Origin of the sequence: Bythopirellula goksoeyrii (assembly GCF_008065115.1) — a bacterium.
In the GTDB taxonomy this organism is placed as follows: domain Bacteria; phylum Planctomycetota; class Planctomycetia; order Pirellulales; family Lacipirellulaceae; genus Bythopirellula; species Bythopirellula goksoeyrii.
Genome location: NZ_CP042913.1, coordinates 401,347 through 416,768 on the forward strand (window position 1 = coordinate 401,347; position 15,422 = coordinate 416,768).

At 54.4% G+C, this 15,422-nt stretch carries 7 protein-coding genes; 4 read left to right on the plus strand and 3 right to left on the minus strand.

Going from position 1 to position 15,422, the window contains the following annotated elements:
• Positions 1-28: 28 nt before the first annotated feature.
• Genes Pr1d_RS01630 through Pr1d_RS01640 form a run of 3 tightly spaced genes read left to right on the plus strand, consistent with a single transcriptional unit; the run spans position 29 to position 10,717 of the window.
• Positions 29-3,940 carry a beta strand repeat-containing protein gene (locus Pr1d_RS01630; protein ID WP_148071884.1) on the plus strand — a complete coding sequence of 1,304 codons (3,912 nt, stop codon included), beginning with the start codon at positions 29-31 and terminating at the stop codon, positions 3,938-3,940.
• Between the two features lie 27 nt (positions 3,941-3,967).
• On the plus strand, positions 3,968-5,029 hold the full coding sequence (locus Pr1d_RS01635) for a hypothetical protein (protein WP_148071885.1): 1,062 nt from the start codon (positions 3,968-3,970) through the stop codon (positions 5,027-5,029).
• Positions 5,030-5,047: 18 nt separating this feature from the next.
• Positions 5,048-10,717, plus strand: a complete 5,670-nt coding sequence (locus Pr1d_RS01640) for a beta strand repeat-containing protein (RefSeq protein ID WP_148071886.1) — start codon at positions 5,048-5,050, stop codon at positions 10,715-10,717.
• 2 nt (positions 10,718-10,719) lie between these two features.
• On the opposite strand, the gene Pr1d_RS01645 is transcribed toward Pr1d_RS01640, so the two are convergent.
• From Pr1d_RS01645 to Pr1d_RS01655, 3 genes are all read right to left on the minus strand, one after another.
• A complete protein-coding gene (locus Pr1d_RS01645; protein WP_148071887.1) occupies positions 10,720-12,243 on the minus strand; it encodes a sialate O-acetylesterase in 1,524 nt (507 codons plus the stop codon).
• Between the two features lie 206 nt (positions 12,244-12,449).
• The gene (locus tag Pr1d_RS01650) at positions 12,450-13,286 is read right to left on the minus strand and encodes a glycosyltransferase (RefSeq protein WP_168204999.1); all 837 of its coding nucleotides are present in this window, start codon (positions 13,284-13,286) and stop codon (positions 12,450-12,452) included.
• 164 nt (positions 13,287-13,450) lie between these two features.
• A complete protein-coding gene (locus tag Pr1d_RS01655; protein ID WP_148071889.1) occupies positions 13,451-14,575 on the minus strand; it encodes a C45 family autoproteolytic acyltransferase/hydolase in 1,125 nt (374 codons plus the stop codon).
• 160 nt (positions 14,576-14,735) lie between these two features.
• On the opposite strand from Pr1d_RS01655, the gene mobA reads away from it, so the two are divergent.
• Entirely contained in the window at positions 14,736-15,341 is a 606-nt protein-coding gene (mobA, locus tag Pr1d_RS01660) for a molybdenum cofactor guanylyltransferase (protein WP_148071890.1), read from the plus strand.
• The last annotated feature ends 81 nt before the right edge of the window (positions 15,342-15,422 follow it).

Below are 15,422 nucleotides of genomic sequence, written 5' to 3' on the forward strand. Positions count from 1 at the left end.
GAAACCAACCTACACGAGGTAATACCTTATGAAAACTTTGTCTCTGAGACTAACAACGATCGGCATATTGGTCCTGGCCCTGAACCTGCAGAGCGATGCTCAGGTCTTTCAATACGACGGCCATAGCACAACAGACAACCTGTGGTCCACAGCCACCAATTGGGTGGGCAACGTGGCACCGACCGGGGGAGCAACCACTGAGATTCACATTCTCGACAACGTGGCGTTTGTGGGTAGCTCAAATCAGGGTATTGGTACGCCACTGGATCTCAACGTGCTTTCCTTCCAGATGCCTACCGATGCTTCGCATCAGATAACTGGCAGTCCGCTACGGTTCACGGGCACCGCGCCCACGATCAATGTAGAGGACGGCCCGAGCTCGAGAGCTGTTGCTAACGATCTAGTTCTTGACGCCAATTTGACTGTTGCCATAGAGCAAGACATCTACCTATCTGGGGCAATCAGTGGTAGTGGCGGAATCCTTGCCGTTGGGAATAGTACCTTAGATTGGTTGAATCTCTCTGGTTCCTCAGCAAATACGTATGCAGGAATTACCCAGGTTCAAGGAATGGATCTGTATCTCAACAAGTCGAACAACGTGATCGCCGTCCCGGGAGATATAGAAATCAGCCATGGGGGATCTCTCCGTCTGGCTGGTGACAACCTAATCGCTGCCACGGCAAACCTTATGCTGCTGGGTGGCACTTTCCAGCAGAATCAAGCGCAAACTCTCAACTCGATTGTCATCGACACGAGCGTGGCGTCGTCTGCGATCTACTTATACAATGCGTTTGAACCACTGGTAGTTACTGGCTCGATTACTCAAACAGGTCCCGGCTTTGGTTATTTGGGCTCATCCACCGGCAATCTCAACGGCAAGCTAGATCTCAACGGCGGTACGAAAGTCTTCGATATCGACGGGGGAACGCTTACGATTGCTGCCATCGTGCAGAATGGTGGCATCGACAAGCAGGGGTCCGGCACGCTTAGCCTCTCAAATACGAACACTTACACAGGTGGAACGACTGTCACGGCAGGGAGACTGCGGGGAAACACGAATGCATTGATCGGAAATATTCCCAACAGCGGTGTTATAGAATTTGCGCAGAGCTCTTCAGATACCTATTCGGGCGTAATATCGGGAACGGGCTCCTTCGAAAAGACAAACGGCGGCACGCTCACCCTCGGGGCCGCGCAGACTTACACCGGTTCCACCACGGTATCGCAAGGAAGCCTCGCCATCGGTGGTAATGAATTCATTGCCGACTCCTCCGACTTGATCGTGTCGAACAGTGGCACGTTTGATGTAGCAACGTTCAACGAAACTGTGGGAACGGTAACCATCTCGAGTGGGAGCATAATCGGCAGCGGCGTACTGAACGGCAGCTCCTACGACGCCCAGGGTGGGACGGTCTCTGTAGCCCTGGCTGGCACCGGTACTCTTACCAAGACCACGAACGCGACGTCGACGCTCTCGGGCAACAACACCTACCAAGGTGGGACCTTCGTCAATCAAGGGACGCTCGTTTTAAGTGGTGACGAGCGGCTCGCCGACACGGGTTCGGTAGAGGTTAGCAGCGGCACCCTGCAAGTAACAGGCACAGAGACTGTCGGAGCTGTGACCTTCAATAGCGGCACGATCAATGGCAATGGAAAGTTGATCGCGTCCTCTTTTGCGGTCCAATCAGGCTCGGCTCAAGTTGAGCTGAGTGGCTCAGGGGCTTTGACCAAAACCGGCACAGGGAGCTTTATTGTCTCTAATTCAGCGACCTATTCCGGCGGTACGTTCGTCAACGCAGGCACTTTGCAACTTTCCGGATCTGAACGCCTTCCCGACGCCGGGGCCGTGGAAATCAATGGCGGCAATTTGATTGTGTCTGGTAGCGAATCGATTGGGGCACTCACACTCATCGACGGGAACGTCAGCAGCGGCACGTTAAATGCCACCAGTCTCGATGTTCGCAAAGGCATCATCACCAGCAGGCTTACCGGCACGGCGGCACTGACCAAGTCAACGTCCGATACGGTAACCTTACGCGGATTTAGCAACAACTATTCGGGTGGAACGACCGTCAACGCAGGGATTTTGGCCGGTTACACTTCCGCTCTCCAGGGGACGATCGTTAACAATGCCACGGTGCGTTTCGAAAGCAGCTCTGGTACTTTCAACGGCGTCATCTCAGGTACCGGCAATGTGGAAATCAATACAGGTGTTGCCTACTCGGCAGTGAACACCTATACCGGAGGCACAACAATCACTTCGGGCTACCTGTATACGGATTCAAGCTACGTACCGGGCGACGTGGCAATGAGCAACGGTACGCTATATTTTAACGACAGCGGCGCGGGCGCCTTTGCCAATGCCATCACAGGCACGGGTGTGGTCTACTTGCAAGGCACCGGCGAAGTGACCCTCTCGGGCAACAACACTTTTTCAGGAGTCACTTATCTAACACAAGGGGGACTGGCTATCGGCAGCAACTCAGCCATCGATGGAGGATCGACGCTGGTCATGTATCCTGGTGCGACGATTCGCGCGGAGGGAGCGACTCGAACACTGGCTAGCCCATTGGACATCTCTTTCGGTGGCTCGCCACATACGTTTGGTGGCAGCGAAGACCTGACGTTTATCGATACGACGCCTATTTCCCTCCAGTTCGACCATCAGTTGATATCTACCAACTCGGCCACCACAACTATCGATGCGGCAATTTCTGCCCCACTGGGGTCTGTGATTCATGCCTCGGCAGGCAATTTCGTCTTGGGCAATCCTAACAGCTTCCTCGGGTTCCAATCGCTCGGCACGCTGCTCATCGACAGCGGCGCGACCCTGACCCTGCGTTCTGCGGGATACGTCGACTTGGGAGCACTCACACCGCTGGCCGGTGGCACGTTGGCAACGGTCAATGGTGTTTCGTTGGGAGCCAGTGAAAACATCGTCGGCAACGGCACGGTCTCCGGACCCGTGGCCGCACAGATTGGCTCGGTGATCGCCGCCACTACGGGCAACTTGACCTTGGGAGACAGCACCGCAGTCGCCGGGTTCTATAGCGATGGTGAACTGCGGACCAGACAACATACCGTCACGATCAACGACGCCAATGAGGCAGTCCTCGGCTCGCTCACTACGCTGGGCGATGGCGCGAGCGGCGGCACACTTGTAGCCGGTGCGGCGACGGTCGGTGATACCGCCCCGCACTTCCTGGTCGAACAAGGCAAAAACGTCACCGGCCGCGGCACCATTGAAGGCAACTTCAAGAACAACGGCCACGTAATCGGCGATGGCACCGCCACGGGTGAGCGGATTGCCTTTGGTTCCGACTGGACCGTGAGCGGCATCGGCACCTTTGAGAACACGTTGGTGCTGGGCACCTTCGCCCCCGGCTTGAGTCCGGCCATTGTCGCAGGAGAAAACTTCAGCTTTGCCGGCATGGTCGAAATGGAACTAGGTGGAACCACTCCCGGTTCGGGCTCCAACAATCACGATCAGATCATCGACGCGGCAACGATGGAACTGCTCTCCGGTGTGGACCTGGAACTCAAGCCCTGGCACGGCTTTCAGCCGCAAGTGGGCGACAGCTTCAAACTCTTACTTTCCGATCAGAACCTGCTCGGTACGTTCGACGAAGTCATGGTCGATCCTTATTTTCAGGCTCTCGGCATCGACTTCGATCTGCACTACACCGCGAACTCACTAACGGCCGTCGCCGTCGCTGCGGGACTTGCGGCAGACTTCGACGCCGACGGCGACGTCGATGGCCGCGACTTTCTAATTTGGCAACGAAATCCAACTCTTGGGGGTCTTGATGATTGGCATGCGAATTTCGGGGACGTCGCACCTCTCTGGGCAAGTACTAGTGCGATTCCTGAACCAAACTCACTTCTGTTAGCCACACTCGCCTGTTCAATGTGTTTCCTGCGCCGCAGAGCGAATCATTGACTCACAACTTATCCCCAGGACCACTAAATGAGAACTACAACTTATCGCCTGCTGCCCTCGGCAATACTCTTTGTCGTATGGTGGGGTGGGTATTTCGAGGCTGCGTCTACTTCGAGCCAGGCAGCATCAGTCGGGTTCGATTGGGATCTTGTCGCAAGTGACGTGCACCCTACGTTAAAATACTTTCCTTCGGCGACCTCAGCCAATGTATTTGGCTTCGGGCCATTTGAATTCCTCCAGGGAGCCCTTGGTACGTCCAACAATATTTTCGGCCTGCCAACCGTATTGGCTTCGGTGAGAGGAAATCCCAGCAATCTGACTTTCGAATTCGGTAATTTCACGCTCCCTTTGCCAGGCCCTAATACAACAGCCATGCCGCTTGACGAAGGCAGTTACGAAGATGGTGACGCCACGGGGACCGCTGTGCAAATCTATCTGCCTGGAGCCATGCCAAACTTCGACAACACGCTCTTCGTCAAAAACGCCGGCACAACAGTCGCCCAAGGGCGAGTCACGAGGGTGGTCATCGAAACCATCATTGCGGGCCCCCCCAAGCCCATTCCCAGTTCACCAGGTTTCTTTGTCCTCGACCTGCAGTCTACCGGCTACGCCGAATATGAACTCGACGACTCGCTCGGCGTCGACACAACTATCTTCGACACCTTGTTCGAACTCTCCGACGGCACCGTAAAGGGTGTCGTCGATCTGGACGTGTTCGGCAATGCCGGCACGGGTGGCGATCCAGCACTGTTCACTTCTCAGGGCCTATTGCCAATCTTCACGGCCGACTTCGATATCGATGGCGATGTCGACGGACATGACTTTCTCGTCTGGCAGCGCCACTTCGAAAGTGGTTCATCGCAAATAACCGGCGACGCCAACGAAGACAGCTTCAACGACGAAGTTGATCTTGCGATCTGGGAATATCAATACGGTGCCGGAGGCACGCCGTTAAAAGCCGCTAATGCGGCAGTTCCCGAGCCAAGCTCGCTGCTACCCCTGACGCTTGCCATTGCTTACTGGATTGGAATAGCAAGGAACGGGACTCATGGCATATTCGTCCGGGTGACCACAGGTTGGAACCACTAATCAGCAGAAAGCTACTACATGAAACTCTTCAAATGCCTTCGTTACTCGGCCGTCTTACTGTTTACATGCCATCTCGCTCATGCCGCCAACACGGTCGACCCAGACAGTCTTGGGTCAACCGACGTGGTGCAGGATCCGGACGGCACGCCGGTCACGCTCTCTAATCCATTGCTAGACCCGTTGTCACTGGGCGCTGACAACCTTGCGATCGGCAATACGGGCAACGGGGAATTATCGATTGATGCCGGCAGCAGCATATCAAATTCAATAGGTTACGTTGGCTATCAGAGTACGTCCGTCGGAACCGTGACTGTAGAGGGCGCGAACTCAGTCTGGACCAATACAGGCAGCTTGAGTATTGGATATTTCGGGAGCGCTACACTGAATATCTTGGATGGGGCAGAAGTGACCACGGGCACCACCGGTGCTGTTGCCATTCAAGGAGCTTCTGACGGGATCGTGAACGTGCAGGGTTTGAACTCGACTTGGACGGTGGCGGGAAATCTGTTCGTAGGTGCCAGTGGCACGGGCACACTCAACATTGAGAACGGTGGAACCGTCACGAATGCATTTACTGGGCGAATCGGATCAGGAGGGGTGGGTTTCATCAACGTTATAGGCGTGGATTCATCGTGGACAAGTTCGGGGGGTCTCATCGTCGGGCAAGGTGGAAATGGCACTCTCAGCATTGAGAACGGCGGATCGGCCGCAGGATCCTACATCAGAGTGGCAGATCTTCCCGGTTCCACAGGCAGCGCCACAGTCGACGGCGCTGGATCGATCTTGTCCACCAATTTCTCGTTGTCGATAGGCGGTTCTGAAGTAGCTTCCGGTGGCATAGGCACACTCAATCTCAACAATTCGGGGATGGCCACTGTGGTCGGGACGACCAGACTATGGTCCGGCGGGACACTCACGATGAATGGTGGTACTCTCACCACAGGTTCATTCACAAATACAAGTGGCGGCACACTGGATTTCGATGACGGCGAATTGATCGTCGATGGGGGTACTTTCAATCAAGGCACAGCCAACCTTACACTCGATGGCGCTATGCTAACTGACAACCCCACACTCACGCTCATCAATGGTGCCTCGACTGCCAACGTGGGGTCCGTCTATCTAGGTGAAACCGACAGCGGCACTCTGAATGTCCTGTCGGGTAGCACACTCACCAGCAGTGTCTCGTCGATTGGCCGCCAAGTAGGAACCACAGGCGCAGTGACCATTGACGGCACGGGTTCAACATGGACACTCAACACGCCAGCCGGAAATCAGGGACTGTACGTAGGCAACAGTGGCGACGGCACACTGACGATCTCCAATGGTGGAGCAGTATCCAATAGTTTCATTCACATTGGAGACAAGACAGGGTCCTCAGGCCTTGTCACTGTCGATGGAACGGGCTCAACCCTGACCAATACCGGCAATCTCTTGATCGGTAACAATAGCGATGGTACCCTCAACATTCAGAATGGAGGTTCTGTCTCCGGTTCCGGACATGCCTATATAGGCTCTCTCAGTGGATCCACTGGCACCGCCACGATTACCGGTGCTGGCTCTTCTTGGACTACTCAATCCAACAATATTGTTGTCGGTGGCCTAGGCGAAGGGACACTCAATATTTTAGATGGAGGCAGCGTATACAATGGGTTCGGTTACGTCGGTTGGGATACCGGAGGCGACGGGGGGACAGTTAATGTTGATGGCACTGGTTCCAACTGGACCAACCATGAGTTGTTTATTGGCGCTGGTAGCAATGGAACACTTAGTATCACTGACGGCGGTAATGTTTCCAACGGTTGGGGCTACATCGCGGCCGGCAGTGCTTCCACAAGTAGTGCTACTGTCGACGGAGTTGGCTCGACTTGGACTAGTACAAGTGATTTCAGCGTCGGTCACGGCGGCAATGGGACCCTTACCATTCAAAACAGCGGTAGTGTATCGGTCCTGGGGACAGGAAACACCTATATTGGAAATTTGGCTGGTTCTACCGGAACGGTCACAGTCGATGGTACGGCTTCGAGCTGGACGAATTCGGGCGGGATTATCGTCGGTAATGGAGGCGACGGCACACTTGATGTCACGGACGGCGGCAGCGTGTCCAATACCACCGGGCGAATTGGCAATCTCGCTGGCTCGACCGGTTCAACCACCGTAACCGGTCTTGGCACTTCATGGATTAATACTACAGACCTGAGAGTCGGTAATTCCGGCGAAGGAACATTGTCGATTCAATCTGGCGCCACTGTGTCAAACACAGCGGGATCGATTGGTCATTCGCTTGGTGCCGTTGGCGATGTCACTGTCAGCGGCATGGGTTCGATGTGGGTAAGTACGGGAAACCTGATAGTCGGAAACAGTGGTGATGGCGAATTGATAATCCAGAATGGCGGCAGTGTTTCAAATGTGGAAGCACGTATCAGCAATGGAGGCAGTGCCACAGGATCTGTCACCGTCAATGGCACAGGATCGATGTGGACAAACACGAGCAAACTCATTGTTGGCAATAATGGTACCGGTACCGTGGCTGTCCAAAACGGCGGTACAGTCTCCAGTTCCACCGGAGAACTCGGAGAGGTGACCGGCTCAAGCGGCACTGTGATAGTCGATGGAAGTGGCTCTGCCTGGAATATCTCCGGCTTGCTCACAGTGGGAAACACTGGTAGCGGGGCTGGCATTCTCAACATCTCCGCAGGCGGTGAAGTCACTAATGCGAGCGCTCGCCTTGGAAGTAGCAGCATTTCCACTGGCACTGTCACGGTTGACGGTACCGCTTCGACGTGGACCAACACCGACTCGCTTTACCTGGGCGGCAATGCCACGACAGCGGGGGGCACGGGCACACTGAGTATCACCGATGGCGGACTCGTCACCGTGGCTAATACCACGAAACTCTGGGGCGGCGGCGACTCACTTACCGTCGACGGCGGCACGCTGCACACCGGCAGCCTCACTCGCGGCAATGGCAGCACCTTCAACTTCCACGATGGTGAAATCTTTGTTGATGGCGGCGCCCTGGAAATACAGTCCTCGCTGCTATCCGTCGACGGAAACAACCTGGATGACCATCCCACGCTGACGCTCCAAAACGGTGCGTCCTCAGTCAACCTCCAGTCGACATCGCTGTGGGTAGGCGAATCCCATCGAGGCTCGCTCAACATCTTGGACGGAAGTTCGATCACTAGCGGTCAAAGTTTGATAGGCTATTTTCCCGATTCGATGGGAACGGCTATTGTGGACGGCCCCGGATCGCAATGGACAATACCTACGCAACTTATCCAAGTGGGGAGTTCCGGCAACGGAGCTCTCGAAATCACAAATGGCGGAAGCCTCTCGGTCGGATCAACCTCATATATTGCTGCGGGAAGTCAATCCGGCTCCGTACTTGTGTCCGGGAGCGGGTCGAATTGGAACACTGCGGAAGACCTTCACGTTAGCTATGCTGGGGTCGGAGGACTACGTATTCAAGATGGCGGCGTTGTATCGAATCAGATCGGTTATGTCGGTTACCTCTCCGAATCAACGGGTTCCGTTGTCGTCGACGGGGCAGGTTCCGTTTGGAACAATGTCAGTGAATTAAACGTCGGGTATAACGGAAACGCAACAATTGAAATTTCCGACGGTGCAATGGTGATAAGCCTACATGCCTACATTGGCCGCAATGCTGGTTCAACCGGGACCGTAACCGTCAGCGGCCTCGAGTCGACCTGGAATATGGACGGGTACTATCCGATTATCGGCTTTGCCGGCGATGGAACGCTCGAGATCCTAGATGGCGGCAGCGTCTCCAGCCGCTACGGGTACGTTGGCTATCAGACCGGTGCAACCGGCGGAGTAGTCGTCGAGGGCGTGAATTCCAACTGGTCGTTAGAACAGCCGATATTTATCGGTGTATCGGGTGGCCACGGCACATTAACGATCCGAAACGGCGGCAGCGTATCGAGTAGCGCCAGCTCCTATGTCGGCCATGCGGGCAGCGCCGCTCGGGGCATTGTTACTGTCAGCGGCATCGGTTCCACCTGGACGAATGCAGGCGATGTCTACGTCGGCGGATACTCAAGTACTGCCGGTGCCTTCGGAAACCTTTCCGTTCACAATGGTGGACTAGTTGATGTTACGAATTCGCTGACCGTGTGGGAAACGGGACAAGTTAACCTGTCCACCGGCACGATTAACGCCATCGACTTCGAACTCGCCGGCGGAACGCTCAGTGGATTCGGAACCGTCAACGCCAACATCTCCGGCGGCTCCACCATCACCGCCGCTGGCGGCGTGCTCTCTGTTGGCAACGAGTCGAGCACAAGTGGATTTAACTATTCCGGCAATACGATCATCACCACCTCCGGCACGCTCGAAATCCTCGATGCCGACTCAGCCGAGATGGGAACCCTGACTGTGCTCAACGGCGGTGCATTGGTTGGTCGCAACGGCATGACTCTCGGCGTCGGCGACACACTCAGCGGCTACGGCATTGTCGTGGGTGATGTCACCGGCCCCGGCAACAATCAAATCGCCTCGATACCTCTCGGCACGGTCGACTTTCGTGGCACGCTCGATGTCGGTAGCAATACGGCTAATATTTATTCGCAAGGGCGTCCGATAATTAATGGCACTCTTCATTTCGAGGGGGGTACACTCGTCACGCCGACGAACAGTATACTTGTCGGCAACAATGGCAAAATTAAAGGCCACGGCGACCTATCCGGAATTATTTTTCTTGGCGATATTGGATCTACGATCCACTCAGAAGGAGAGCTGCTGACGCTGGTCGTTGGCAATGGCACTGCTCCCAACGGTTTCTACACCAACGGCAATATACAACTCGAGGACTCCACTACGCTCTTGTTGGAAGACCTCAACGACGCTGTCCTAGACTCGGGAGCGTGGGTGTTTTTGGATTCAGGGATCGGGGGAGGGCCATCTCCCACCAACACAACCCTTGCAGCCGCCAATGGCTTAACGCTCAATTATGGCGGAAACATCACCGGTGTTGGAAATGTGGATACGCCCAACGATCCAGCCAAGCCTTTCATCAATAATGGCCATGTTGTCGGTTTGCAACCATCAGAACCCATCTATCTAACCGGTTATGTCAAAGGTGTCGGCACTCTCGACAACGTCGTGATCACCGGCACCGACGCTCCCGGTTTCTCTCCTGCAACGGTCAACCGTGGTAGCGTGGCTTACGATGGTGTGTTGGAGATTGAAATCGGAGGAACGTCACTCGGCAGCTTTGATCGACTGCAACACATTATCGGCGCTGGAATTGCCAATCTAGGCGGTACGCTCGACGTATCGCTCTTCAAAGGGTTTACACCATCCCTAGGTGATACGTTTGAGATCATCACGGCCACCTCCATCCAGGGTACATTCGCAAATGTCGTGCTACCACAACTCGCCAGTCCGCTGGCATGGAGCCTCAACTACCAAAGCAACTCGGTATCGCTGGCGGCCATCCTGGACGGTGATTTTGATTTCGATGGCGACGTCGATGGCCGCGACTTTCTAATTTGGCAACGAAATCCTAGCGTTGGCAACTTGAATGATTGGCAAAGCAACTACGGCTTCATCACCCCACTCTTGGCCAGCAGTTCGGCAGTTCCCGAACCGAGTTCGCTGCTACTAGGAGCTTTGACGATTGGATTATTCCTAATCCATCGGAAGAAATCTATTTGTCTCACTTGATCTCAGTGATTATCAACCGTCACTCCCGGCCAATCGTCCGTACGAAATGGAGTCAGTGGCAGACCGACCATATCGTACATGTTGCAAACTGGGTTATCTGCCCATGCATAGCGTACTGCTACAGGGTCAGTGACTTTGCTGCTGGAGACTTCGATGCGCCCATCGTCCAGGATTTTCGCGTCGGCCTTGACGAACTGCTTGTCCGCTCCGGCAATCGTAAAGCCGATGGGCTCGTTCACGTCAAAAGGTCGCCAGCCGCCGTCGACATGGTCGAAACTCAAGATTATCTTGCCATCTTGCTTTTCCATGGAACTGAACCTTGGGCTGTGCGTGGCGATCTTCTTGCCGTACTGATTGGCCAACGCCCAGCGGGCCAACCGTTGTCCGACGGTAACCTTGTTACGAGGATGAATGTCTTTGCCTTCGCCCACGTCGATGATGACGGCTTCGCCCGTGTTCGGCAGTTTATCCATCGTCATCGTCTGGGCCTCACGCAGCTCTGCCCAGCCGCTCTCACTTGGCTCTGGTTTTTCCGCTCCGAAATCCGCCAATTGGACCCAATAAAATGGGAAATCACCCTCTTTCCATTCGTTGCGCCAATTAGTGATCATCAAGGGAAACAAATCGCGATACTGGTACGCGCGGCCCGCATTCGATTCACCTTGATACCAAATGACGCCCTGAATTCCGTAGCCCAGATGGGACTTGAGAATTCCATTGTAGAGATTGCCAGGGCGTTGATTTCCTTTCATTTGATGATTCTTGAAATTCGCTAGTTGTTTTTTCTCTTCTTCGGTCAAGTCGGTTTTGGCGGTGAGCGATTCATATTGTTCTTCCATTTTTTGCCAACGCTCGAGAGACGGTTGATACTCGTCACTTGCTTCCAGCAACTCTCGATTAACCCAGGCGTCCGCCGCAGAACCACCCCAGGAATTGTTAATCAAGCCAATGGGCACGTCGAGGGCCTGTTCAAGTTCGCGTCCAAAGAAATATCCCACCGCTGAGTAACTTCCAACGGTGGAGGGAGAACAGACTTGCCACCGCGCATCGGGATGAGTCCAGACAGGCTCCTGACTTCCCGTGTTGGGGAAGTTAACCATGCGAATGTTGGGGTAGTTCGCCGTCGTCTTCACGAGGTCGGCATCGAAGCAATTGTTTACAGCCCATTCCATGTTCGATTGTCCAGAGCAGATCCAAACCTCACCCACTAGGACGTCGCCAATCGTAATGGTGTTCTTTCCGGCAATGACCAATTCGTGAGGTCCACCTGCCTCTAGTGGATCCAACATCACACTCCAAGTGCCATCCTCTCCCGCCGTCGTATCCACAGTCTGGCCATCAATCTTGACGGAAACCTTTTCGCCAGGTTCTGCCTTGCCCCACACTTTGTTTTGCTGCTTCTGCTGCAGTACCATGTGCTCACTAAAGATATTGGGGACTGAAACCTCGGCACGACTGACAAGTGCCGCACAAGAAACAGCGCCCATGAAAAAGCAAACTGCTGAGAGAGATCGGAACAATTTCATCAGGTTACCTCGCCGGTTGGAATAGAATTGGAGAATCTTAGGTGCCCTATGGTAGCAGAAGCACCCCCGATTGGCGAAGAGGCTGAACAGAAATCGTGCTTAATCCAGAAAGGATATTGCCAATATATGGCTCCGTCCCCGACCCAAGAATTACCGATTGTTGCTGAACGGGAAGTGATCCCAATCTACGGTACTGTGATAGGCGCTTAGGCTGCCCGCGAAAGTCGGGGTGGACGGATGGTGTGGCCTTCAAGATCGGTCATCTCGGCAAGTCCCATCTTGGCAACGCTCAGGGCCAGATCTCGTCGATGCGAGACGTCAGTCGGCTGTTTGGTCACTTCGCTCCATTCCCAGATGGAGGCCTCAGGATGTATCCCAACTCGGATACCATGACGATGGGCACGGAAGAAAAACTCTTCGTGGCAATCGTCCCGTAGTTCTGGATCCCAACCACCCATTGCTCGCACTCGATCAGTACGAGCAACATAAAACGATGGCACCAAATCGCACCACCAGAAACCACTACCTTGCGAGCGCGAACCAGGCAGCAAAGTGAGCCGATCGCCGGCGATCTCCATCAGTCCGTGCTTGCTCTGCGGAGTACGCGAAACAAAAAACCAGAGCCGCTTTCGGCACGTAACGACATTACCGCCCGCGATGTCGAGTTGGTTGTTCGCAACTAAATCTACAAGACTCTCCAGCTGAACTGCCTTATGCATCTCGGCTTGCTCATTGATCACCAGGAACTGAGGAGTCCGCACGCGTGCTAGCAAAGCGTTCAGGCATGCCGCCTGACCTTTTTCACTCGGCAATCGCAGGATTTCAGCATTGTTGTACGGCGTTGGCTCCACTCCATCATCTGCTACGAGGACTTTCATGGTGGGATGATAGCGGCGAATGCTTTTCAGCAATCTGCCAATAGCACGAGGTCGATCAAAGGTGCGAATAATTGCCGTCAATTTTGCCAGATCGGAAGCAGCCACAGTGACACCTGCGAATTTGAAGAAAAATGCATAGATGGGTCGCCCCGTACTACGGGGCATTCCTTCTTTGAACATCGCCCAATAAGATCAGCAGGATGAGTATTTTGCTGACAAACGCTAGTGCTTGGGACACTTTGCTAGACTGCCAAGGCAGCAAAGGCTACGCAGACTGCCAGGATGACCCTCGCGTATTTCCCGGCCTGCGTGGGAAATAAGGCCAATTGCTACCGAGGAGACAAAAGGTCTTTCAACTCCAGTCGATGCAATTGATGTCCTGAGCTCGGCGGGGTTCCCAGCGACAAGTGCAGTACTAACTCACGTGGCTCGAACACCATCGTTTGAAGAGTCAACTCTCCTTGATTCGCTTGATGCAGATAGCTTTGAATGTCACTAACACCGAGTGTCACATTGTCTTGCGCACGGTTCAAAACATCATAGCGCCAGCACTCCCGATCGGTCGCAAGCCCCGGCATGCAAAAATGATTCGTACAGGGGAGCAGGGCGTTAGCAGAATCACGGCGGAGCGTTTGTTTGGGGGTGATTTCAAACACGGCGCCCGAATTGCGATCACACACGGCCAAGTTGGCTCGCGTGGTTGCTTGAGTACGACTCAGAAGCGCTTCCGCTTCGGCGATGGTCGTACACTCTTCGAGGATCTGGCGAAATACTAGCATCATCGGCACGCCCGTTGGTTCAAACCGAACGGAACCATCTGCCGCGTCTTCTACATCTAGTGTCGCCACGCAGAGCCCCGCATCGTTCATTCCCGAAAGTACGCCCATCAAGCCGGGAAATCCCACAGCAGCAAATGCATGTTTATCGGTGGGCCGGATCACCATGACCACACCGTAGCGATCAAGCAATCCAAACGCCGGAAAATCAAAGTTCCGACCAAAGAGCGGTCCACCAGTCGCACTCCGTTCAGGCTCTACGATTAATGATGAGCAGCCGACTCGCCGTAGCTCAAGTAGAGTGTTAGCTACAGCAAGGATGTCATCATCGAGCTCTGCCTGATTTGTTGCTCCTCCGATCTCTTGGAGATAATCCGCAGGAGAGTTCTTCATCAAAGTCTTCCCCGCCGATACGGCAAAAGGCCAAAGGAACTCGTAGCCGCATTCTGCCAACATCCGCCTGGGGAAGCCAAATAGTTCGGCCCCCGGCTTCGCCAATATGCCGGAATGTTGCTGGCCGATCTCGGCAGGTGTCCCCTGTAGAATGACAACGGGAATCGAGTCGACAATTCGCAGTTCACCCTGGCCAAAGCGGGTAGGCTGATAAACACCTTCCGCATGGAGACTACCGCAGGAGAGGAGCGCCACTATTAAGAACAAGTTTTTTCGGGCCCACATTTTCGCTTCGTCCCTTTTTGATTTCTCGTCTCGATGATGTTGAAAACGACTTTTTGCATTATAACAGTGTTGTACAGACAACCAATGTCATCTCTGGAATGCTCGCATTTCGCTCCGCGAGAACAGCGATTCCTTCGCAGTGTGAAAGGCAACTAATAGTATGAACCGTGGTGCCATCATTCTCTGTGGAGGCCAGTCGGAGCGAATGGGCACTGACAAGGCCTTGTTACCTTTCGGTGACGAAACCCTGCTAGAGCGCGTCGTTCGATTGGTCAGCAAAGCTGTTGACCCACACCACATCGTCGTGGTGGCGGCTACCGGTCAGCAACTCCCTGAGCTTCCTCGAGAGGTATCCCTTGTCCGCGACCAACAGTCATTTGAAGGACCCCTCGCCGCACTTGCTGCGGGCATGCGCAAGCTGGAGGGTCGCACAGCGGCAGTCTTCGCCACTGGTTGCGACACACCGCTCCTCGAGCCAGCTGTGATCGACCAGCTCTTCGCCGAACTCGGCGAGTTTGCCGTGGTCGTCCCCCAGGATACAGAGCGGTTCTACCCACTCTCGGCAGTCTACAGCATGGCAATTCTTGCCGAGGCTCAGCGCCAACTTGTCACCGGAGGACGTTCGCTGCATGGACTCGTGAAGGAGGTTTCTGCTCATCGCATCCCTCTAGAGTGCTTTCGCGCAGCCGATCCGCGGCTTGCTTCCTTTGTGAATATCAACACACAGACAGACTACGAAGCATTGTTGGCAAAGAAAACTCCTTGAAGCAGTGGTTCTGGATGTACAGAAATTTGCTCAAAATTGATCCTTTGCGCCAGCACGACTTTCCGAGAGAATCGTTCTTTT

Coding starts and splice junctions, on each gene's coding strand:
- Pr1d_RS01630 (WP_148071884.1), top strand. CDS start 29: ATGAAAACTTTGTCTCTGAGACTAACAACGATCGGCATATTGGTCCTG.
- Pr1d_RS01635 (WP_148071885.1), top strand. CDS start 3,968: ATGAGAACTACAACTTATCGCCTGCTGCCCTCGGCAATACTCTTTGTC.
- Pr1d_RS01640 (WP_148071886.1), top strand. CDS start 5,048: ATGAAACTCTTCAAATGCCTTCGTTACTCGGCCGTCTTACTGTTTACA.
- Pr1d_RS01645 (WP_148071887.1), bottom strand. CDS start 12,243: ATGAAATTGTTCCGATCTCTCTCAGCAGTTTGCTTTTTCATGGGCGCT.
- Pr1d_RS01650 (WP_168204999.1), bottom strand. CDS start 13,286: ATGCCCCGTAGTACGGGGCGACCCATCTATGCATTTTTCTTCAAATTC.
- Pr1d_RS01655 (WP_148071889.1), bottom strand. CDS start 14,575: ATGTGGGCCCGAAAAAACTTGTTCTTAATAGTGGCGCTCCTCTCCTGC.
- mobA (WP_148071890.1), top strand. CDS start 14,736: ATGAACCGTGGTGCCATCATTCTCTGTGGAGGCCAGTCGGAGCGAATG.